Annotated in this window: 18 protein-coding genes; 13 read left to right on the top strand and 5 right to left on the bottom strand. The window is 31.9% G+C overall.

Going from position 1 to position 23723, the window contains the following annotated elements; genetic code table 11:
- Nucleotides 1-68 precede the first annotated feature (68 nt).
- From Q0921_RS13860 to Q0921_RS13825, 8 genes are all read left to right on the top strand, one after another.
- Nucleotides 69-611 (top strand): DUF1599 domain-containing protein, encoded by a 543-nt coding sequence (locus Q0921_RS13860; RefSeq protein ID WP_299257790.1) that lies wholly within the window; start codon nt 69-71, stop codon nt 609-611.
- An 88-nt stretch (nt 612-699) separates the two neighbouring features.
- Nucleotides 700-1899, top strand: a complete 1200-nt coding sequence (locus tag Q0921_RS13855; RefSeq protein WP_366520020.1) for a BT_3928 family protein — start codon at nt 700-702, stop codon at nt 1897-1899.
- 2 nt (nt 1900-1901) lie between these two features.
- On the top strand, nt 1902-2972 hold the full coding sequence (locus Q0921_RS13850; protein ID WP_299257788.1) for an ABC transporter permease: 1071 nt from the start codon (nt 1902-1904) through the stop codon (nt 2970-2972).
- Between the two features lie 56 nt (nt 2973-3028).
- Complete coding sequence (gene tpiA, locus Q0921_RS13845) at nt 3029-3781, top strand: triose-phosphate isomerase (protein ID WP_299257786.1); 753 nt, start codon at nt 3029-3031, stop codon at nt 3779-3781.
- 100 nt (nt 3782-3881) lie between these two features.
- Nucleotides 3882-4718 carry a 50S ribosomal protein L11 methyltransferase gene (prmA, locus tag Q0921_RS13840; RefSeq protein ID WP_299257784.1) on the top strand — a complete coding sequence of 279 codons (837 nt, stop codon included), beginning with the start codon at nt 3882-3884 and terminating at the stop codon, nt 4716-4718.
- 57 nt (nt 4719-4775) lie between these two features.
- Nucleotides 4776-5051 carry an ATP-dependent Clp protease adaptor ClpS gene (locus tag Q0921_RS13835; RefSeq protein WP_027392496.1) on the top strand — a complete coding sequence of 92 codons (276 nt, stop codon included), beginning with the start codon at nt 4776-4778 and terminating at the stop codon, nt 5049-5051.
- A 352-nt stretch (nt 5052-5403) separates the two neighbouring features.
- A complete protein-coding gene (locus Q0921_RS13830; protein WP_299257782.1) occupies nt 5404-6252 on the top strand; it encodes a M57 family metalloprotease in 849 nt (282 codons plus the stop codon).
- Between the two features lie 572 nt (nt 6253-6824).
- Complete coding sequence (locus Q0921_RS13825) at nt 6825-7682, top strand: M57 family metalloprotease (protein WP_299257780.1); 858 nt, start codon at nt 6825-6827, stop codon at nt 7680-7682.
- A gap of 248 nt (nt 7683-7930) precedes the next feature.
- Here the strand turns inward: Q0921_RS13825 and Q0921_RS13820 are convergent, their stop codons facing one another.
- The 3 genes from Q0921_RS13820 to Q0921_RS13810 all read right to left on the bottom strand — a co-directional run bounded on the left by Q0921_RS13820 (nt 7931) and on the right by Q0921_RS13810 (nt 12014).
- A complete protein-coding gene (locus tag Q0921_RS13820) occupies nt 7931-10525 on the bottom strand; it encodes a TonB-dependent receptor (protein WP_299257778.1) in 2595 nt (864 codons plus the stop codon).
- Entirely contained in the window at nt 10526-11434 is a 909-nt protein-coding gene (locus tag Q0921_RS13815; RefSeq protein ID WP_299257777.1) for a FecR family protein, read from the bottom strand. It lies immediately after the preceding gene.
- A 70-nt stretch (nt 11435-11504) separates the two neighbouring features.
- Nucleotides 11505-12014 (bottom strand): sigma-70 family RNA polymerase sigma factor, encoded by a 510-nt coding sequence (locus Q0921_RS13810; RefSeq protein ID WP_299257775.1) that lies wholly within the window; start codon nt 12012-12014, stop codon nt 11505-11507.
- Nucleotides 12015-12291: 277 nt separating this feature from the next.
- On the opposite strand from Q0921_RS13810, the gene Q0921_RS13805 reads away from it, so the two are divergent.
- The gene (locus tag Q0921_RS13805) at nt 12292-15675 is read left to right on the top strand and encodes a T9SS type A sorting domain-containing protein (protein ID WP_299257773.1); all 3384 of its coding nucleotides are present in this window, start codon (nt 12292-12294) and stop codon (nt 15673-15675) included.
- A 288-nt stretch (nt 15676-15963) separates the two neighbouring features.
- Here the strand turns inward: Q0921_RS13805 and Q0921_RS13800 are convergent, their stop codons facing one another.
- Both Q0921_RS13800 and pafA read right to left on the bottom strand, forming a co-directional pair.
- Nucleotides 15964-16857 carry a YihY/virulence factor BrkB family protein gene (locus Q0921_RS13800; protein WP_299257771.1) on the bottom strand — a complete coding sequence of 298 codons (894 nt, stop codon included), beginning with the start codon at nt 16855-16857 and terminating at the stop codon, nt 15964-15966.
- Between the two features lie 15 nt (nt 16858-16872).
- The gene (gene pafA, locus Q0921_RS13795) at nt 16873-18516 is read right to left on the bottom strand and encodes an alkaline phosphatase PafA (protein WP_299257769.1); all 1644 of its coding nucleotides are present in this window, start codon (nt 18514-18516) and stop codon (nt 16873-16875) included.
- Nucleotides 18517-18671: 155 nt separating this feature from the next.
- On the opposite strand from pafA, the gene Q0921_RS13790 reads away from it, so the two are divergent.
- From Q0921_RS13790 to Q0921_RS13775, 4 genes are all read left to right on the top strand, one after another.
- Nucleotides 18672-20123, top strand: coding sequence for a CotH kinase family protein (locus Q0921_RS13790; protein WP_299257767.1), 1452 nt, complete (start codon nt 18672-18674; stop codon nt 20121-20123).
- Nucleotides 20124-20319: 196 nt separating this feature from the next.
- Nucleotides 20320-20892, top strand: a complete 573-nt coding sequence (locus Q0921_RS13785) for a hypothetical protein (RefSeq protein ID WP_299257765.1) — start codon at nt 20320-20322, stop codon at nt 20890-20892.
- A gap of 52 nt (nt 20893-20944) precedes the next feature.
- Nucleotides 20945-22180 (top strand): Pycsar system effector family protein, encoded by a 1236-nt coding sequence (locus Q0921_RS13780; protein WP_299257763.1) that lies wholly within the window; start codon nt 20945-20947, stop codon nt 22178-22180.
- 2 nt (nt 22181-22182) lie between these two features.
- Nucleotides 22183-23706 (top strand): GH3 auxin-responsive promoter family protein, encoded by a 1524-nt coding sequence (locus Q0921_RS13775; protein ID WP_299257761.1) that lies wholly within the window; start codon nt 22183-22185, stop codon nt 23704-23706.
- Nucleotides 23707-23723: the final 17 nt, after the last annotated feature.

The raw sequence follows: 23723 nt of genomic DNA, 5'->3' as shown, positions 1-23723 counted from the left end.
ATATTTTTAATGTTTATTTGGTATTATTGCCATATTAAAGCGAAATTTACGCAAAATTCAACAGTTATATGCAAGATACGTCAACACAATATGACGCGGTAATCACTAAATGTCGTGATCTGTTTATTAAAAAAATGAAAGATTATGGCAGTGCATGGAGAATCCTTAGATTGCCATCACTCACAGATCAGATTTTTATAAAAGCACAACGGATTAGAGGACTACAAGAAAATGAGGTTAGAAAGGTAGATGAAGGCGAGGTTTCTGAGTTTATCGGTATCATAAATTATAGTTTGATGGCTCTGATTCAGCTAGAGGAAGGAATTGCAGAACAACCTGATTTGTCTACAGAAGAAGCTACGGACTTGTATGATAAGCATATAAAAATTACAAAAACATTGATGATGAATAAAAATCATGATTATGGCGAGGCATGGCGTGATATGAGAGTTAGTTCACTAACAGATTTAATTATACAGAAATTACTTCGTGTTAAGCAAATTGAAGATAATAAAGGAAAAACATTGGTGAGTGAAGGTATCGATGCTAATTATCAAGATATGATTAATTACGCCATTTTTGCAATGATTCATTTAGGTGAAGCTAAATAATTTGCGATTTTATAAAATACTGTTAAACTAAAAGCAACAAGGTATAAAGCTATTATCTTGTTCGAAATAAATTATAATTACCATTCTAATGATGAAAATACTTGTTGGTTTTTCCAGAATATTTGTAGCAGCTCTTTTTTTATTTTCAGGATTTATTAAACTTAATGATCCTTTAGGGTTTTCTTATAAATTACAGGAATATTTTAGTGAGGGCGTATTGAATATGGAGTTTCTAATTCCATTCGCGCTACTAATGGCAGTATTCTTATGTGTTTTTGAAATAATAGTAGGAGTGACATTATTGTTAGGGTATCTACCAAAATTTACCGTATGGTCCTTATTAGGTATGATTGTCTTTTTTACGTTTCTTACTTTTTATTCTGCTTATTTTAATAAGGTAACGGATTGTGGGTGCTTTGGGGATGCTTTGCCATTGACTCCTTGGGAGTCTTTTACAAAAGATATTATACTGCTAGTATTTATTTTAATTTTGTTCTTCGGAAGAAAGTATATAAAACCAATACTACAGGAGTCTTCCCATAAATGGATTGTATTTGCTTGCTTTACTGCGTGTTTGGGATTTGCATATCAAGTATTAATGCATTTGCCAACTTTTGATTTCAGAGCTTATAAAATAGGAACAAACATACAGGAAGGGATGTCAGTTCCCGAAGGAGCTCCAGAAGCGGCGTTTGAATATTTCTGGAAATTCAATATAGATGGAAAAGAAGAAATTATTAAAACTAGTGGCGAATATCCTCAAGTAGATGGTAAGTATATAGGTGTAGAAACCAAAATGCTTGATGAAGGATATATTCCACCTATTCATGATTTCGCGATAGAAAAAGATAGTCAGGATTATACCACAGAGTTTTTAGAAAAAGAAAATGTTGTCCTTATTATTATGTATAATCTTTCTAAAAGTGAAGGAGAAGGAATGAATGCGATGAAAGGACTTACTGATAAGGCTTTGTCTCAGGGGTATGATGTAATAGGACTTACAGCATCTTCTCCTAAGGAAGTTTCTCAGAAAAAAGAACAGTATGATTTAAGTTTTGATTTTTATAGCACTGACGAAACTGCACTTAAAACTATCTTACGATCTAATCCAGGAATCGTAAAATTGAATAAAGGGATCATCATAGAAAAATTACACTGGAATGATGCCGATAAATTAATTTTAGACAAGGTAGAACGATCAAAGCCAATTATTAAGGAAGCAATAGAGATAGAAATAGACAGCCTATCGATTGATACTTTATCTAGAGATTCAGAAAAATCTAATTAAACATGATTAAATACTTCTATAAATTTGGGTACTCGTTACTTACTTTACTAGGAGTAATTACTGTGATTTTTTTATTGTTTACAATCCTTCCGGGTGACCCAGCACAAATGATGATGGGTCAAAACGAAAATAAAGAACAATTAGATATCATAAATAGAAAATATGGTTTCGACCTTCCTACTAGTACTCAATATCGTTATTATCTAAATGATCTTTCCCCAATTTCATTTCATAGTACTAAAGAGGATGATTTCTCATATTTCGATTCTAAAAAATATTCTGGAATTTCATTATTTATTATAAATGATACGAAAACAGTTTTTAAGTACCCTTATCTTAGAGAATCTTTCCAGAAAAATGGAAAAAAAGTAAGTCAGGTAATCAAGGAAACATTACCCAATACAGCTGTATTGGCGGTGTCTGCAATTTTGATAGCTATATTTTTGGGTATTTCTATGGGAATTGTTAGTGCATTGACGAAGGATCGATGGCCCGATCGATTAATTCAATTGGTGAGTACTATAGGAATGAGTGTTCCTTCTTTTTTTAGTGCTATTATTTTTGCTTGGCTGTTTGGGTATGTATTGCACGAATATACCAGCCTTAATATGACCGGAAGTCTTTATGAAGTGGACGATTTTGGAAAAGGGACATATATCCAGTGGAAAAATTTAATACTGCCTGCAATAGTTTTAGGAGTGCGACCATTAGCAGTGGTTACTCAATTAATGCGAAACTCTTTGTTAGAGGTAATGAGCCAGGATTATATAAGAACAGCTAGCGCAAAAGGTTTGTCATTACTTCAAGTGATTAGAAAACATGCATTAAAAAATGCGTTAAATCCAGTTGTAACAGCAATTTCAGGATGGTTTGCATCCATGTTAGCAGGAGCAGTATTTGTAGAGTATATTTTTGGATGGAATGGACTAGGAAAGGAGATAGTGGATGCATTGAATACATCGGATCTTCCTATTATTATGGGGGCGGTAATTGTGATCTCTTCTGTTTTTATTCTAATCAATATATTTGTTGATGTTATTTATAGATGGTTGGACCCAAGAATTCGGGTGTAATTATTATGTTTTAGATTGTAACCAAATAATAACCACACACACATAAATTAAAATTAATGAGAGCGAAAATTGTAGCAGGAAACTGGAAAATGAATAAAAACCTTGCAGAGACAGGGGTTTTACTTTCAGAACTAAAAACGGAACTCAAGGAAGTGCAAGACGCAAAAATCATCGTAGCGCCAACATTTACAAATTTATATTATGCTTTTGAAGAGCTTAAAGGATTTGATATCGAGGTAGCAGCACAAAATATGCATCAAGCGGAAAATGGAGCATTTACTGGAGAAATTTCTGCAGATATGTTAAAAAGTGTTGGCATCGAAATAGTTATTCTTGGTCATAGTGAACGTAGAGCATATTTTGGAGAAACGGATGCATTGCTAGAGGAAAAAGTAAATACAGCGTTAAAACATGATATGACAGTTATCTTTTGTTTCGGAGAAGAGTTAGAAGATCGTAAGGCTGGTAAACATTTTGATTTAGTAGAGAGTCAGTTAAAAAATGCCTTGTTTAAACTAGATACTTCCGCTTGGAAAAATATTATTTTGGCATATGAGCCAGTTTGGGCAATAGGAACAGGAGAAACAGCAAGTCCAGAACAAGCGCAAGAAATGCATGCATTTATTCGTAAAACGATTGCTGATGGATTTAATACAGAAATCGCAGAAGAAGTTTCTATACTATACGGAGGAAGTGTAAAACCTGCCAATGCAAAAGAGATTTTTGCTAAGCCTGATGTTGATGGAGGATTAATAGGTGGAGCTGCATTAGATCCTGAGAGTTTTGCTGCAATAGCAAATTCATTCTAAATTAAAAATTTAAAGAACAAAAAAAGGTATTCGTTTGCGCGAATACCTTTTTTTTATTGGTCAAAATAGTAACTTTGCAACTTAATTTTAAATGATAATAATGACACCTATATATATCGGCTATTACTTTACTATTGAGCCTTTACAGCCGGCAACGGAAATTTTGATTGCAGAATTAGGTTATGAAGGTTTTGAGAGCTTTGTAGAAACTGAAAAAGGAGTAGATGCCTTTATTCAAAAAGAGGAATGGAATGAAAATATCTTGAATGATATTCATGTACTGAATTCGGATGAATTTGATATAACATATACTTCAGAGGAAATAGAACAAGTAAACTGGAACAAAGAATGGGAGAAAAATTTCACTCCTATTATGGTAGATGATATTTGTAGTGTACGAGCTCCATTCCACGAAAATCCAGAAGTGGCATATGATATTGTGATAGAGCCTAAAATGTCTTTTGGTACAGGTCATCATGAAACGACTCATATGATGATTCAACACCTACTAAAAAACCATTTTGAAGGTAAAAAGGTGCTGGATATGGGTTGTGGAACTGGAGTTTTGGCAATATTAGCAGAAATGAAAGGAGCAGAACTTGTAGATGCTATTGATATTGATAATTGGTGTTATCTGAATACAATCGAAAATGTGGAGCGTAATAATTGTAAATATATAACTGCCTATGAAGGTGATTCATCATTATTGGTAGGTAAACAATATGATGCTGTTATCGCTAATATAAATAGAAACATACTGCTAAATGATATTTCCGTATATACAGGAACATTGACTTCAGGAGGAAATCTTTTTCTAAGTGGTTTCTATAAAGAAGATTTAGAGATGATTACTGAAGAGTGTAATGCTCATAATTTGGAACTTCAAGAAAGTATTGAGCGAAATAATTGGATAGCAGCTAATTACAGATTAAAATAATCTAATAGACGATTAATTTTTCTTTTCGAAATAGTATATTTGTATAAAATTAATGTGATGAGCACTCAAGAAAAGGTTTTAGAGGAGGTTTTAGAAAAAACGGTAGAACAAAATAATAATGAGATTGTTTTATATAATGATGATGTCAATACATTTGATCACGTAATTGAAACTTTGATCTATACGTGTGAGCATACACCTGTGCAGGCGGAGCAATGCGCAATGCTAGTTCATTATAAAGGTAAATGCACAGTAAAAACAGGGGTTTACGAAGAATTGGTTCCCAGGTGTTCTAAGTTATTACAGGCAGGTTTAAGCGCAGAAATCGTTTAAGTATAATAATATTTGTAGGAATAATCGCTCAATAAAATTGTTTATTGAGCGATTTTTTTGGTCTAAAATTAAAAATTACGGTTATGACATAATGATAGTAAGGTTTTTGGAGTTTTATTAATTGTGTCATTCATCGAAAAAATGATATTATATTGATGAATATTTAATGATTATTTGTTTTAGTAAAGAATAATTCAACACATTAACTTTTTTTAGTAAAAAATTATCATATCTTTGGATTGGAAAAATTGTACGCCCCAAAACTTTCTTATTGATTTTTAAGCTAGCGCAGTTCGTTGGTTTTGAATGTACTTTCCCAAAATAATTTATACAAACTCAACACATTTTTACAATGAAAAGAATTAAATTCTTAGCACTATGTGCTATCGCAGCAGGTCTTATTACATCTTGCCAAAAAGAAGACGTTTCATCAGAAATCGAAACAACAAACAAAGAAGTTTCCAAAGAGGTAAAGCTTCAATTAGAAGCAATTGGAGTAAATTCTGATGATGTTACTATACAAACTAGAACATTTTTAGACGGTTCTAAAATTTCAGGAATTAGATCTGGGGATTACTTTTCTACCTTAGATAATCTTATGAATACTCCTGCTTTAGGAACTGGTGAAGCTAATACTAAGCAATATAGAACTAACAACTTAGTGACGGGTTCTAGCAGAACTATTGATATTATTGGTTATACAGGAAATAATAGTAATGGTCTGAGTAGTAAAGAGCAAACTGGACTGCAATGGGCGGTTAATAATTATAATAGATTAAACTTATCAGTTAGTTTTAGGTTAACCTTTGGTACAGATTATCAATCTAAGGATATGGTAGTCTATCATGATCCAAATGAAGAAGCAGCCGGAGAACAAGGAGGAGTTGCAGGATTTCCTGACTCACAGGGAAGACCAAATAAGTGGGTTGCAATTTATGGTTTAGGTGGATACTCTAATAACGTAAATGAGCACGTAATTACACATGAGATTGGTCATTCTATTGGTTTCCGCCATACAGATTGGTTTAGCCGTCAAAGTTGTGGACAATCAGGAGAAAGTGCTGGATCTGATGGAGCTATTAATATTCCAGGGACACCAACAGGATATGATTCTACTTCTATTATGCTAGCATGTTTTAGTACTAGCGCTGATGGTGAGTTTAATGGTAATGATGTAACCGCATTAAATTACTTGTACTAGTTATAGATACTCTATAATTATAAGGTGAGTATAAAAAAAGCCCGACATTAGTTGGGCTTTTTTTATACTCACCTTATAATTATGGTTATCAGAATACAATCTTTAAAAGATTGGAGAGCTACTTTTTTTCAGAATAAAGTACGGTAAAACATCCATTAGTATTTTTTTAACACTTTTTAGTTAAAAATTTATGATAAGTAAGAAATAACTTTCAAAATTTTTTTTTATAAAAAATTGAAAGTTATTAGATATTATTGATGCTGCTTCATTTTTTTATAGATAGAGAATATGTGTGATTATAATGGCAATGCATTTAATCGGTTTTATCGTGTAACTTAAAGGTGTGTGTTTTTTAAGTAAATGTTCGATTTACTGAATTTAATGTATGTATTTTGATGATAATCAGAGAATAGTTCAAATAATTAACTGATTTTTAAAAAAAAATATCATATCTTCAGCCCGCTTAAATTTTAAAAAGGTTCAAAGCATTACTAAAATTTATTTCAACAAAATGGATAACGTAGTAAATCTATTTTGTTTAATAGTAACTACACAAACTCAACTTTTTAAAAATGAAAAAAATCAAATTTTTAGCGCTTTGCGCTATCGCGGCTGGTGTTATGACATCTTGCCAAAAAGACGAAATTGCCAACGATGCTCAGCCAGTTTCATTAGAACTTAGTAAAGATTTACAAAACAAATTATTAGATGCCGGAGTAAACCCTGGAGATGCAGAAATTGTTACAATAACTGGTCTTGATGGTATTGCAACACAATATGTTAAATCTGGTGATATTACGCTAAACTTATCTTTATTAGAAAATGATTCTTATAAGTTAGGTGTTGCGGATGATGGTGAAAATAAGCAATACAGAACCTCTAATCTTGTTACTGGTTCTAGAAGAACTATTGATATTTTAGGTTTTACTGGTTCTGGAAATGCACTTTCTAGCAATATGCAGACTGGATTACAGTGGGCTGTTAATAATTACAATAGATTAAATAATACATTAACATTTAGATTGACTTTTGGGACTAATTTTCAAGCTGCTGATATGGTAGTGTATAATAATAATCAGTCTGGACAAGGTGGATCTGCTGGTTTCCCAAGTGGAGGAGCTCCTTTTAAATTTGTTCAGATTTTAAACGGATTAAGTAACGCTAGTAATAACTTAAATGAGCATGTAATTGGTCACGAAATAGGACACTCTATAGGTTTCCGTCACACGGATTATGCTCGTAGAAGATGTGGTGGATCTAACGAAGGTAGCGCAGGAGTAGGAGCAATCAACATTCCAGGAACTCCTACAGCTAATCAGTGGGGTCAGAATGGTTTAGATTCTAATTCTATAATGATTTCTTGCTTCGATGGAAGTGAAGATGGAGAATTTAGTAGTGCCGATATTACTGCTTTAAACTTTTTATACTAAAACTAAGTATATATTATAAATAAACTTTGAATCTTTTTATAAACCATCCGTCTTAGGCGGATGGTTTTTTTTATGGACAATGTTAAGAGTAATGAAATGGGAAACCATGTCTTGGAATTATGGAATGAATAGATCTGAACCCGAATAAAGAATAAGTTTAATAAAGAAAATGAAATGGTTGACTAAACCTTATGATAATCAAGTGAATGAACATTAAAAAAAGTATTAATAACAGATGCTTTGTGATGTTAAAAATCAATTCTAAACGATACATTGGGGGTAATGCCAGAGGAAAATGTGTTTACTTCTTGTAATAAATAATTATCGTTATCAAATTTGATATTGTATGTTCGGTTTAGGATGTTTTTTTCATCATATAAGTTAAATAGAGAAAATCCTATTTTGCTTCGCCATGTATCATTTTTTGACAAATTAAACTTGTAAGATGCAGAAAAATCTAATCGATGATAACTATCTAATCGTTCACTATTAATCTCTCCGTAATCGATAAAAAGAAATTGATCAGTTTCAGTAATGCCTAGTGCAGGAGTAAAAGGTCTTCCAGTTCTAATTGTCCATCCTAATGAGAATTCGAAATTATTCCATTGATAACTATGAATCCAGGATAGATAGTGACCAATGTCAAAATTACCTGGAAACGACTTTCCTTCATTAACATTCGCAAATTCAAAATCTTGATCGGTTAAGGAATAGGAGATCCATGTTCTATAATCTCTTATTCTTTTTTTGATTAATATGTCTAAACCCAGAATTTCACTTTCTCCTGTCTCTAAAGCAAGTACTCCATTAAAACCATTAGCAAACGATGTAAGTCCGTCTATTGCCTTGTAATACCCCTCAATATCGATATACCAATCATTCTTGTTGATAGTAAAACCGGCAGAAACTTGATTGCTCCCAAGCATTGAAACAAATTCAGAATCAGCTAATAACCATATTTGATTATCCAGATTAAAATCATTTGGCAGGTAATTAGAAACCTGACTAATCACTTGATTTCTTCTTTCTGCAGATAATTTGGTTATGATACTTTTAGACAAATTAACTTCTAGATTAATTCTTGGTTCCCAATATGTTTTATCAAGAACAGAGAAATAATTACCTCGAATACCAGCGCTTATTTTAAGTTTTTCGTTAGAATTAAATTTATATTCTCCAAATATGGCGTGTGTCATATTGTTGTCACTTTCATCGAAAGAAACCCCATCAGCAGAATAATTAGCGTTATATGCTACATCATTGTTAGAAAAATCATAACCAGAAGTAAAACTATGTTTGGGATTTATGTACCAATTTCCATGAATAGACCCACCAGCATCTCTTATTGTATTCTTCTCTGTAATATTATTCTCAAAAAAAAGGAATCCATCACTACTTGCCCTAGATTCTCTTAATCCATCATAGTCAAATTCATAGTTTGAAAAATAAATGTTAGTTGAATGAGAGAAATGAGGGTTCCATTTTTTCTCCCATTTCATGTTGATTCCTTGATTTACAAATTCTAAGTCATCTTTCTGGTTTTCATCAAATGGTTCGCTAAATCCTAGAATGTTTTTGATGTTTAATGTGTAATTGAGATTGTTATTTGTGAATATGGAGCTTATCGTAAATTTTTCATTGTTAGATATTTTAAAAATTCCTTTAACCGTAAGATCCGTAAAGTAAAACACATTTTCGTTTTCTACAGTTTCTTGATCTAACTTTTGATTATCCACAAAGAAACGAATACTTTGAAAAGCTCTATCGGAGTAACTCCGAAAAGTAGATGTTTCGAGAAGATCAGTGAATGATCGTCTTGCGGATATGACTACTCCAAAACCTTCATCAATAGGAGCTTCGATATATGCATCTACGGTAGTCATATTAAAACCAATTCCAAAACCAAAATCTTTTGGGATTTCACTTTTGGATTCTATATCAACAACCCCTGAAATTCTGTTTCCATATTTAGCTTCTGTGCTACTTCTAAAAAGCTTTATGTTTTCGGTAATGTATGGGTTGAAAATAGATAATAGATCAAAAAAATGACCTGTACTATACATTTTTATACCATCCCATAAAATCAAATTATGATCAGGAGTTCCTCCTCTAATATGTAAAGCTGAAGCAGTCTCGGTGGGACTTTGTACTCCAGGCAGAAACTGAAGGATTTGTAATACATCGGGTTCAACTAATCGCGGTAAAATACCTAATTTGCTTGGATCAATATTTATGGAGCTACTTGCTCCTTGTCTTGATATTCCCGATGTTACGTATTCTGTAATAAGAACCTCGTCTAACTGAAAATTATCTTCAGACAGAAATATTTTAATACAGTCCTTCTTTTCAAGATCTTTAGCAATAAATTGTTGATTTTTATATCCTAAGAATCTAATATTAATCGTGTCATTAGGTTCAGATAGGAATAATTGAAAATAACCGTTAACGTCTGAAATGACGGATTTAGATTGATTTCTGTTATTTACAAAAGCTTCTGCTATAGGTTTTTTGGTAGAACTATCAAGTAAGTATCCGCAGAGTGAAATTCTTCCTGCTTTGTTTTTTCTTCGAATAACATAGTATCTGTTATTAATCTTTTGAAAAAAGATAGAAGTTTGAGATTGTATTTTTTGGAGGATTTTTTCCAACGGATCTTTTGCAGAAACACTAACCCTTTCACTTTTAATAATTTCAGGATTGAAAGAAAACTTAATAGCATACGTTTTTTCTAAAACTTTTAAAACGTTGTTTAAAGGAGTATTATCATACGCTAAACCAGCTGTTTTTTGAGAAAAAGAGCTAAAGTAGATGAATATAAAAAGATAGAAAAAAATTGATTTCATTTATTCTTTAACGAGAACTATGTTGTTTTCGTTGTTAAAAGTATATGAAATTTCCATAGGAACAAAGATTGTTTTTAAAGCTAGTTCAATATTCTCGTGATTATAACTACCAGTAAAACGTTGATTTTGATCAATTTTGTCTTTGTTAAAAGTAATTTTAAACTGATTCTCTAGAGAAAATATTACCTGTTTTAATGGAGTATTGGTAAACGTAGTTTCGCCAGATATCCAACTTGGTTTTGTTGTTGGTGTTTCCCAGTTTTCGACACTATTGTTTGCTACCCTAAAAGCTTTTCCTTTAACAAGAATAGCTTCATTAGAATTGTAACCAATTGCTTTTACTTTACCTTCATGACAGATAACTTCAAAAAAATCTTTTTGAGTATTTACGTTAAACTCCGTTCCTATAACTTTTACATTTCCAGATGCTGTTTCTACTAAGAAATCAGAACCTTTTTTTACTTTAAAAAATGCTTCTCCTGACAAAGTAACTTTTCTATTATTCTTCCAGTCAGATTCTTTAAATGATAATTCAGATTTAGAGTTAAGAATTACTTCAGATCCATCCAAAAGTTTTATTGTGATTTGTTCACCATAATCAGTTGTGTGTGTAGTAGCTTTGTTAAAGAAAAAAAATAGTCCTATTAGTGCCAATAAGGTAGCCGCAATACCATAGCTCCAGTTTGGAATTAAAGATGTGTTTTTTTTATTTCTAACGATATCATTTTTAATTGCTCGAAATATCTTATCTTTTTTGTATTCAGGAGAATCCAGCGTATCTATTTTATTTATAATAGTCACGTATTTCCGATAATCTTCCGATTTTTCAAACGCTATTTTTTCTTTAGCATCTAGAGCCCCATTAAGCCACCTTGCTAAAAATGTTTCATCAGAATATGGATTTTTCATTAGTTATGTTTTGCTTTCTATATGTCTTCCTTATTAATAACAGCCTTATACTATATTACCCTACATATGATTATAAAATATCACCCAGTTTTTGCCGTAAGCTTAGTAATGCGTAGTGTATTCTTTTTTCAATAGCTTTTACAGAAACCCCTGTGATTTCAGCAATTTCTTTATAAGATTTCTTGTCAATCCTTGATAATAAAAATGTTTCTCTTTGTTTTTCAGGAAGAGCATCTATTGCATTTTTGAGTTTTGACATGAACTCTTTTTCCTCAATAATGAACTGTGGATCCTGATTATTAAGATCCGAATGCGGCTTTTGTTCATATCTAAGAACTACTTTTTTATGAGCGATATGATTTAATAAAGTGTTGTTAGCTACAGTAAAGACATATGATTTTGCTTTGTAATAGATAACTTTTTTACAGTTCTGCCACAATTTTATAAAAGCATCTTGAATTATATCTTCTGCCAGATCAATATCACCACATTTATAGTAGATAAGATTCCGTAGCGACTTTGAACAATCATCAAAGATTGCTTCAAAATTTTTCTCATCACAAACAGATTTCTTTTCCATATATTTTTCGAAGATATTTATTTTATTGAGATTTTAAAACTTAATGGATTATAGTTTTTTTAATCTGAATAAGTTTTATGGATAGATTTTTTAGTTTTTACTTGAGACTGATTTGAAACCCGTTGGGCTGCATATTTTGTTAGTAATGAAGTTTTTTTTAGCTCACAATTAAAAAAAATAAAGTATACTAACCAAATTTAAAAAAAAACAGTTGTGTATGTAGGGTTTCCTTCTGTTAAGTTGTTTACTATAGAAGTAACTCAACAAAATTTTTAAAATGAAAAAAATTATCCTCTTAGTTGTAGCATTATCTTTCGGGTTTTCTGGGACTGCACAATTTAACTCAAGTGCTCCCTGGATGAAAGAGCTAAACGTGCGAAAAAAATCTTCTGGAATAGAAGAATCTATCAAATTCCAAGAGATTGTCGATGCATTTAATGAATATTGGAAAGATAAAGATCATACAAAAAAAGGATCTGGATATAAACCTTTTAAAAGATGGGAGAATTTCTGGAAAGATTGCTTAAATGATGATGGTACATTAATGAGTGCAAAACAAATATGGGATGCAGGATTACAGAAAAAAGCTTCGTTTAATAAAATGGCTGATCTGAGTAATTGGATTGCTTTAGGTCCTGATGATTTTATAGATAGATCTTTTTCTAGTGCTAATATAGGTCGTGTTAATACAATTATTGTAGACCCTGTTGATCCTAATAAATATTATGCGGGGACACCAGCAGGAGGAATATGGAAATCAGAAGATGCTGGAGGAAGTTGGATTCCGTTATCTGATGAACTTCCACAAATAGGAGTTTCTGCTATCGCGATAGATCCAGTTGACACTAATATTATTTATATAGGAACGGGTGATGATGATGCTAATGATACGGTTAGTGTAGGACTATTGAAGTCTAATGATGGAGGGCAAACTTGGAATACTACAGGATTAAGTTTTACTATATCAAATGGAATTAAAATAGGTGAAGTATATTTAGATCCATTAGATAGAAACAAAGTGTTTGTTGCAACCAGCAGCGGTTTTTATAAATCCGTAGATGGAGGAACTAGTTTCACTCGTACTCTTAACACAGATGTAAACGATGCTAAATTAAAACCAGGAGATTCTAATATTATATATGCAGTTTCTGATGTTAGTGTTTATAAATCTATTGATAATGGAGATTCTTTTTCGTTGATATCGAGTGGTTTACCAAGTTCTTCAACTAGATTAGCTATTGATGTGACTCCAGCTGATCCTAATTATGTATATGTTTTAAGTGCAGGATCAGGAAGTTCTTTCCAAGGTTTATATAAATCTACGGATAGTGGTGTTTCATTTACTAAATCATCAACTTCTGAAAATGTTTTTGGAGCAGGTCAAGCTTGGTATGATATGGCACTTGCTGTTTCTGATACCAATGCAGAAGAAATATATACAGGAGAGCTTGATGTATGGAAATCTACTAATGGAGGGGATAATTTTACCCAAGTAAACAACTGGTCATCAAGAACAGTTTCATATACACACGCTGATATTCATTTTTTACGATTTTTTAATGGCGAATTATTTTGTGGAAGTGATGGAGGTATTTTTAAGTCTACTAATGGTGGGAATACTTTTTCAGATTTAACAGAAAAAATGCAGATTGGACAGTTTTATAAAATTGCCGTTTCTAAGTCCAATGGTAAGTCTAAGAAAATGGCTGGTGGACTACAGGATAATGGAAGTTTTGGGTTAACTAATTCTGGAGAATGGAATGTCTATGGAGGAGGTGATGGTATGGATGCAGCTATTGATCCCAATAATGATAATAATTATTATGGATTTATGCAGAATGGACAGAATCTTTGGATTTCAAATAATGGAGGGGTCAGTCAAGCTACAAGTGTTTCACAGCCATCTGGTAGTTCTGGGAATTGGATAACTCCGCTTGCGATGAATAAAGAGAGTGAATTATATGCTGGATATAATGCGGTTTATAAGCTTGATAGTTCTAGTTTTGTTAGAGTTTCACCTGATTTTTTTGGAGGCAGCATTGATAGGCTAGAAATAGATCCTTCTAACTCAGATAATATGTATGTGGCTATTAATGGAGTACTTTATAAAAGTACAGACAGAGGTGTTACTTTTAGTGTCGCTGAAAATTTTTCAAGATCAATTACATCTGTTACGGTTCATAATGGTGACAGTAATATAGTATATGTAACTACTTCTGGAACGTCAGGAAAAGTATATAAATCAGTAGATGGAGGCCTTGACTTTAGCGATATTACAGGAGATTTGCCAAATATTCCAAAGCTTGTTATAAAGCATCAAGGATCACATTCTGATGATCCATTGTTTGTAGGTACAACTACAGGTGTATATAGAACAGATGAAACAACTCCAGGAGTTTGGGAGATTTTTGATAATAATTTGCCAAATGTTCCTATTAGGGATTTAGAGATTAATATTAATGATGCTAATATCACTGCAGCAACTTATGGTAGAGGGGTTTGGCAATCAGAAATACCTGTTCAATTGGCTCAGGATGATGTACGCTTAATTTCTATAAATGCCCCCGGTATCGAAATAAACTGTGGTGATGTAACTCCTTCTATTGATGTTGAAAATAATGGATTGAATCCTATTACTTCTATTGATATAGAGTACATCGTTGATGGTAATTCTAACACGATTTCTTGGACTGGAAATATTAATTCTAGCGAAACACAAATAATTGACTTACCTCAATTAAATGTAAACCTTGGGGAACATACTTTGAACATAATAACTACAACTTCTGGTGATGCTAATCTCGGTAATAATTCATTATCCAGTACTTTTATTACTAATGCAAGTGCGATCGGTGTAGATATTAATGATTTTGAAGATTCAACTGATGATGTTTTGGTTGTAGGAGGTGTTTGGGAGCGTGGAATTCCTACAGGAACTGATCTTAATACGGCCTCATCAGGACAAAACGTGTATGGAACTAACTTAGATGGTAACTATTCGGATTCGAATACTAGTTTTTTAGTATCTAATTGTTATGATCTTACAACTATTGGGAATCCTATTTTAAAATTTAATATGGCTTTTGATATCGAGTTAGATTGGGATTTTGTCAACATAGAACACTCTACTGATGGAGGTTTGAACTGGAATATTTTGGGATCAGCTAATGATGCGAATTGGTATAATAGTAATACTTTACCAAATAATTCTAATTGCTTTAATTGTCCAGGAGCTCAATGGACAGGAAAAGACGCTACTATGAAAGAATATAGTTATGATCTTGCAGCTTTTGCAAGTGAACAGAGTTTTATGTTTAGATTTAATTTTGTTACGGATCAAAACACTAATGAAGAAGGAGTTATTGTAGATGATCTTCAGATAGAAGGTAATACGCTGAGCGTAGATGACTTGGAGAATAGACCAGCATTCAGTTTATTCCCTAACCCTTCTAAAGATGTATTTAATATCCAATGGAGAAACGCTACAAAAGTTTCGTATCGAGTTACTGATCTAGCAGGAAAATTAATTTCCTCTAGAAGTGGATTGGATTCTTCAGGAAATACTGCGCAAATTGATTTGTCTAATTATTCAAAAGGAATGTATTTTCTTAGTGTTTCTTTAGATGGTGTTGATAAAACAATGAAGTTAATTAGAAACTAAAAAGAATAGATTTTTTTAAATAAAATTTATTTTATGAATCCAAGACCCTTGCCTAATTTATCGCAAGGGTCTTTTTTTAACTCAATTTTAGAGAGTATAATTAATTTTTTTGGTAATAAATTATTGTTCCAATTTGTATCTAAATTTTAAAAGGATACTTAGTAGGTTGCAATTTTCTTTTTAATAATTATTATTCCTTTTAGAAAAGAAATGGGTCTTAATTATAGATTGAAAAGATTATGTTATCCTGATTGTATATGTTTTAAATGAGGTAGTAAAAAAATATGATCAAGAAACTTTCTCTGCATACGAAGAAGGTTTTATTCCTGACCCATATGTTAAGGCAAGCGCTTTTGTGAATTCTGCTCCAAAGAACAAAATAAGGCTAGAATACGAAACCCACAACAATATTAATATTACAGATCCTGCTGCGCCAAATGTGGATCCAGGATTGACTGTTCCAAAATAAATACTTAAAGCATATTTACCGATACTAAATAAAATCGTAGTCACGAAAGCCCCTAACCAAACATCTTTCCATTTCATTTTTACATCAGGTAAGACTTTAAATATCATTGCAAATAGTACCGTGGTCAAAACAATAGATAATAGAAAATTAATAATCAGAATAACATAAATAATAATATCTGGGAAATGTTTGCCTATCCAATCTGTAGTTGCTGTGACCAAAGTTGTCAATATTAATGAGGTTAATAACAAAAGACCAATCATAAGAATCAATCCCAAAGAAAAAATTCGGTCTTTAATCATTTTTAATATTTCACTTTTAGGTTTAGGCTTTACACCCCAAATCGTATTTAGTGCTTTTTGTAAGGCGACAAACATTCCTGTTGCTCCATAAAGAAGTGTAAAAATACCTATGATAATTAATAAGGTAGGTTGTTCTTGATCTATAGCATTTTTAAGCATTATTTCGATGGTTTTAGCCACATCTTTTCCTAGAACATCGGTAATTTCGTTTATAATTTTTCCTTTAACCTCATTTTTTTGATAAAATAAACCGGTAGTTTGGATAATTATAATCAATAGAGCGGGAAAAGAAAATAATGCATAATAGCTTACTGCTGCACTCATTTGGAACGGCTCATTAGCACTCCAATTTTTATAAGTGGTTATGAGAATCTTAAAAAATGATTTTATTGGTATCAATATGTGCTTCATAATGCTAAAAATAAATTAATCAACGACTTCATTTATAATATTTCCTGTGACTCCATTTGGATTTGAAATACCTAATAAAGCTGAAATGGTAGGTGCAATATCTGATACTGTGGTTTTTATTTTTGTAGCCCCTCGTGATATCCCGTTTCCATAAAATAGTAGAGGAACATGAGAATCATAAGTATATCCGCTTCCGTGTGAAGAGCCAGTCCTGGAATATGCAATTATAGAAGGGGAAAGTGTATAAAGAACATCTCCACTTCTCTTTTGATGAAATCCATTTTGGAGTAACGCTACTGTTCCGTATGTATAATTCATATTTTCTAGTTGACTTCTTGTATACACTTTATCAATACTTTTAAGAGTTAAAAGGTGATTAGTAATTTTATTCTGAATTTCTTCTATGTTTAGATTTTTATTGTTTATCAACTCATAATTTAAAAATACTTGATTGTTTGATATGTTTTGGATAATTTCATTGTCTTGATATAAAGAATTGATATAATATTTCATGTTTAAATGAACTGAAGCTTCCTTAAAATATCCTGCTGGAATTTTTACAGATTTTAAGTATTGGGGAACTTGTGTGGCTCCATGATCAGACGTTAGAAAAACGGTATATTGATTTTCACCTACTTTCTTATCCAAAGTCATTAACAAACGTTTTATATCTTGATCTAAGCGAAGGTAGGTATCTTCGACTTCCTTAGAATTTGCTCCGAAATTATGCCCTATGTAATCTGTACTCGAAAAACTGATCGTTAAAAAGTCCGTATCATTACTTTTTCCTAATTTTTCTTTAGTTATCGCTTCAATGGCAAAATCAACAGTTAAGCTATTTCCATAAGGGGTATGCTTGATAATATCGTACTGACCATTAAATTCTTTAAGTCTTAGTAAATCATAAGGAAACATGGCTTTTTCTTGTCCTTTAAAACCTCTCTCAAATTTTGTATTGTCATTTCCGCTAGCAGTATAGGAGTCAATTTCATAAAGAGTATCCCAATCCCTAAAATAAGAATCAATCAAGTTCGATTCATTAAAATCTACAACCCATTTGGGTAATTTAGTCATATAATAAGAAGATGAAATCCAACCTCCTTGTCCTTTTCCTCTGAACCAATAAGCAGCATTTGCTGTATGTCCTCCAGAAAGTATTGCTCCTCTATCTTTAAGGGCTATGCTAATAGTTTTACCTCGCATTTGGGTATGTAAACGATTTTGATCAGCGATAGTAGTAATTTTAAGCTTTATTGGAGACATTCTACCAGCGGAGCTACTTGTGCCAATCGGAGAGACAGTATTATCTTCAACACAATATACTTTTTGCTTACTTATTTTATCATACCAACTATTACCAATAATACCATGGTTTTGAGGAGTAGTGCCTGTAAAAATAGAAGCATGTCCAGGCGCGGTGGTCGTTGGAATGTAATCAATATGATGATTATTACAAGAAAAACCATCTCTAATCATTCTTTTAAAACCGCCTTCGCTAAATCGATTATAAAAGCGGGTTAGATAATCATAGCGCATTTGATCAACCACAATACCTACTACAAGTTTAGGTTTTGTCTTTTTTACATCTTTTTTAATTTTTTCTTGAGCGTTTGTCGATAAAAAAAAAAGTAAGATGATAATGAATAATCTGTAAGTCATAGATTCAAATTCATAATAAACCTCAAAGTAATCAAAAAGTATGTAACTTGATAGTGATTTATGGATACAGTCAAAACTTCTAGGGATTACGTCATATTTAGACACTATTTGTTTCCATATTTGTAATGGTGAAAAATGTTTACTAAATAAGCTCAATGAAGTTTAAAAAAAATGTACTATTTATATATCTATTGATATTTTTATGTCATTCTCAAATGTACTCTCAGGATATTGAGACGATAATTCCTAAAAAAGAGAGCTACGGTATAGACCAGAAACATAATATTATTGTGTGGAATTTTAAGATTCCAGCCTCTCCAAATCACAATGATAGGTTAAAAATAACTTTTGATAAAGACTACATATTCTATTCACCATTAGATAGTTTGTCATATACAAGAAGTTATAATGTGAACCATAATGACAAAGTATTTAAATTATACATAACAGAATTACCTATTATTCAAATAACTTCTGAAGAAGATATAAAAGATGATCCAAAAGTTTCTTCTCAATTCACCATTATCAATCAAGATAGTATTCAGAATGCTATAGCAGGTTTGGAATTACGAGGTAATATATCATTAAAATTCCCGAAAAAATCATATGATTTAGAATTTTGGGAGACTACTGAAGGAGAAACTTCAGTGGATATAAGTTTCGGAAACTTAAGAGAAGATGATGATTGGATCCTAGATGGATTATATAATGAGCCACTTCGTTTACGATCTTATTTTTGTAATAAACTTTGGTTATCGATTAATAAACCTTCATATGTAGGTAAAGAAGAAGACGCAAAAAGTGGTATTGATTTAATGTTTACGGAAGTGTTTTTAGATTCAAAATATATAGGAATTCATGCTTTGACCGAACAAGTAGATCGAAAACTGCTGCAGCTTAAAAAATATAAAAAAGGTAAAGTAAAAGGTGAATTATTTAAAGCAGGAAGTCATAATGGTGCCCCAGCATACAAAACGTCACCAAAGTATAAAAATATTTTCCCGCATTGGGCTGGATATGAGGTAGAATATCCCTTCATAAATTATAAAGCACAATGGAAAAATATTTATCGATATACTAAATTTGTGATCAAATCTAAAGATTCCACATTCAAGAAAAAGATAGCAAAAAAGTTTGATCTAGATAATGCTATTGATTATTTCTTATTTATTAATCTTGTTCGTGCTACAGATAATCTAGGAAAAAACTTTTATGTTGCCAGGCACGATAATAAAACACCTTATTTTAATGTGCCTTGGGATTTAGATGGTGTCTTAGGAACTATTCAGGATGGTAAAAGAATTCCAACAACAAATGATATTTTAAGTAATGGACTATTTGATAAATTGCTAAGAGTAAATCCTGACAATTATAAACAAAGATTAAAGGCTCGCTGGTTTTTTCTGCGAAAGCAAGAATTTAGTAATTCTTCTTTATTAGGAAATATTAGAGAGACATATGATTTTTTTGAAAAAAATAAAGTGTACGAAAGAGAAATGTTAGTTTGGGCTTCAGATGCAGTGTTATCGGATCATTTAGATTATATGGAATCTTGGTTATCTGATCGTCTTAGATATTTAGATACTTATTTTAATGACCTACCCTAATTTTTTATTAGAATTATCAAAATAGAGCTCTTTTTAACAAAAAAGGAGGAATATCCATCAAAAGAGTTACCCTTTCTATCATATGCATTAATCCCTGAGAGAGTTCTTATTTATCTTGCAAGTGGTAATGCGATATTTACAAATATTTAAAATTATTCTAATCATTAGTCTCTATACAGTGACTATAAATAATATTATGGCCTCATTAGACACTATACATTTAAAGAACAAAATTATTCCCTTATCGATTATTAAGGAGGCTGGAATAGCGCTATCACATTATCCAGAATTAGAAGAAGTGAGAATCGAATTTAAGTTTAAGCCTTCTCTCAAGAAATCATTTATGAAGGCGCAACCAAAGTTTTCTACGCTCTTTGGATCAAAAAGGAAAAGAGCTTATGTCATTTTGATGAGTGAGGTTTTTAAGATAGATAGTCTAGAACTCTCTATTAAAGATATCCCAGAAAATGTGATGATAGGTTGGTTAGGACACGAGTTAGGTCATATTATGGATTATCACAGAAGAAGTAGTTTGAATCTCGTGTCATTTGGAATACAATATTGGATTTCACCAAATTATATTAGGGAGGCAGAACGTATGGCAGATACTTATGCCGTAACTCACGCTATGAAAGATTACATCTTAGCGACTAAAAAGTTTATCCTTAATCATAGCTCCTTATCAGAGAAATATAAAGCACGTATAAGGCGATTATATTTATCTCCTGATGAAATATTGCATTTGGTTAAAGAGCAAGAAGCAAACTAACTTAAATTCTTAATATACTCGACTAACAATTTTTTAATTAAAAAGAATACAAATGGAAGCTATACTGGAAAAAGCGGAAAACTACATATTTGAACTCTTTAAGGAAAAATTACCCAAAACGTATTTATATCATAATTTCCTACATACGCAAAGAGTTGTAGAAAGTGTACAAGAGATTATTGAAAAAACTGATATAAGTAATGAAGATTCAGAAGCAATTCAGATAGCGGCTTGGTTTCACGATGCAGGATATATAAATGGAAAAGAAAATCACGAAAAAGAAAGTGTAAGAATTGCGACTCAATTTTTATCAGAACATCAAATAAGTGATAAAACAATAACGACAATACAAAATTGTATTCTGGCAACAGAGTTTGGGAAAAAACCAAATACTATTCTTGAAGAAATTATCAAAGATGCAGACAGTTCCCACTTGGCTAAAGATTATTTTGTAGAAGTCAGTGAACTTCTACATCAGGAGCTAATACTTCAAGGTATTTCAGAATTGTCTGGAAAAGAATGGAGAGCAGAAAATGTAAAACTGTTTTCTAGGCAACACAAATATTATACTCGATATGCAGTTGAGAATTGGGAGCCAGAAAAAAATAAAAACTTATTAAGTCTTCTTAAAAAGCAGAAGAAAAATAAAAAAAAGCATAAAAAAGAAGTTGTCAAGGCAAAACTTAAGGCGAAATACAAAGAAGAAAGCCCGGAGAGAAGTATTCAAACCCTATTTAGGGTTACGTTAAGGAATCATATTAAACTTAGTGATATAGCAGATACCAAAGCCAATATTCTACTTTCTGTAAATGCAATTATTATTTCACTAGCACTAGCAAATCTAATCCCTAAGCTTGATGCAGCAAGCAATCGTCATTTAATGATTCCTAGTTTGGTTTTAGTGCTCTTTAGTGTGGCATCTATTATTTTGTCTATAATGTCTACACAACCAAAAGTCACTGGAGGAGAGTTTACCAAGGAGCAAGTCATGAATAGAAAAGTGAATTTATTATTCTTTGGGAATTTCTACAAAATGTCTTACGATAGATATCAATGGGCAATAGATGAAATTATTAATGATAAATCTTATGTATATAAAATGCTAACGAAAGATCTTTATTTATTAGGGTTGGTACTTAAAAAGAAATACACTTTACTTAAAATAACATACATAGTATTTACCATAGGGATTATATTATCGGTGGTAGCGTTTATTGTCGCTTTTGCAGGAATTGATTTAGTAGAACAAGCAGGTAATCCAGAAATTTTAGAAAAAATAACAGAATAGACATGGCAATTATAGGATCATTAATAAAAGGTGCGATTGAATTGAAAGGGGCATTGACTTCAGAAACCAATCATATAGAGGCGCAACAAAAAATACTGGAGATGTTACTAAAAAAAGCTTCTGATACCGAATTTGGCAAAGCTTATAAGTTTAATGAAATTCTCGAATCAGATAATATACAAAAAGCATATACTAATAAAGTACCCTATTTTGACTACCATAAGTTACATAAAGAGTGGTGGTCTAAAGTGATTGATGGAGAAGAGGATGTAACCTGGCCAGGTAATCCGGATTATTTTGCATTGAGTTCTGGAACTACTGGAAAAAAAAGTAAGCGCATTCCAGTTACAAATGACATGATTGAAGCTATTCGCAATGCTGGAATTAAACAAGTTGAAGCGCTATCTAATTTCGATTTACCTGCAGAATTCTTTGAAAAAGAAATCATGATGTTGGGTAGTTCTACCGATTTACAAGAAAAAGATGGGCATCTAGAAGGAGAAATTAGTGGTATTAGTGCTAGTAATATTCCTTTTTGGTTTGAGGGGTTTTATAAACCCGGTCGTGATATTGCAAAAATTGATGATTGGGACAAACGTGTTCAGCGTATTGCAGAAAAAGCAAAAGATTGGGACATAGGAGCATTAAGTGGTATCCCATCTTGGATGGAGTTAATGCTTCAGAAAGTTATTGAGTATCACAATGCTGAAACCATACATGATATATGGCCAAACTTACAAGTTTATACCTCTGGAGGGGTAGCTTTTGCACCTTACGAGAAAAGTTTTAATAATTTATTAAAACATTCCATTACCATAATTGATACATATCTCGCCTCTGAAGGATTTATAGCCTATCAGGAACGTCCTGAAACCGATGCAATGAAGTTGATTACAGATAACGGTATTTATTTCGAATTCGTTCCTTTTCAACCAGAGTATATCAACCAAGATGGTTCTTTAAAACAAGATGCACCTTCAATCACATTAGCAGAAGTAGAAACCGATCAGGATTATGTGTTATTGATGAGTACCGTTTCTGGTGCATGGCGTTATATAATTGGTGACACGATAGAATTTATCGATGTAGCAAGAGCCGAGATTAGAATTACTGGACGGACCAAGTTTTTTCTAAATGTTGTTGGCTCACAATTATCGGTAAATAAAATGAATGTGGCTCTGCGCGAAATAGAAGAGAGATTTGATATTGAGATTCCTGAGTTTACACTGGCAGCTACACGTATTAATGACGAATTCTATCATCATTGGTATTTGGGAACCGAAACTTCTGTAGAAAATACTGTTTTGGCAGAAAAACTAGATGAGGTACTTAAAAAAGCTAACAAGAATTATAAAGTCGCCCGAAGCAAGGCTTTAAAGGGAGTAAAAGTGACCACAGTGCCGATGTCCATATTTTCAGAATGGAGTGGGACACAAAAGAAAAAGGGAGGACAGGTAAAAATGGAACGTGTTATGTCTGAAGAAAAGTTTGCAGAATGGGAAGCGTTTATATCTAAGACTGTTTAAAACTACAAAGAACTATA

It is taken from the genome of uncultured Aquimarina sp., from assembly GCF_947496855.1.
In the GTDB taxonomy this organism is placed as follows: domain Bacteria; phylum Bacteroidota; class Bacteroidia; order Flavobacteriales; family Flavobacteriaceae; genus Aquimarina.
Note: the sequence above shows the minus strand (reverse complement) of the source record. Positions and strands in the feature narration are given on the sequence as shown.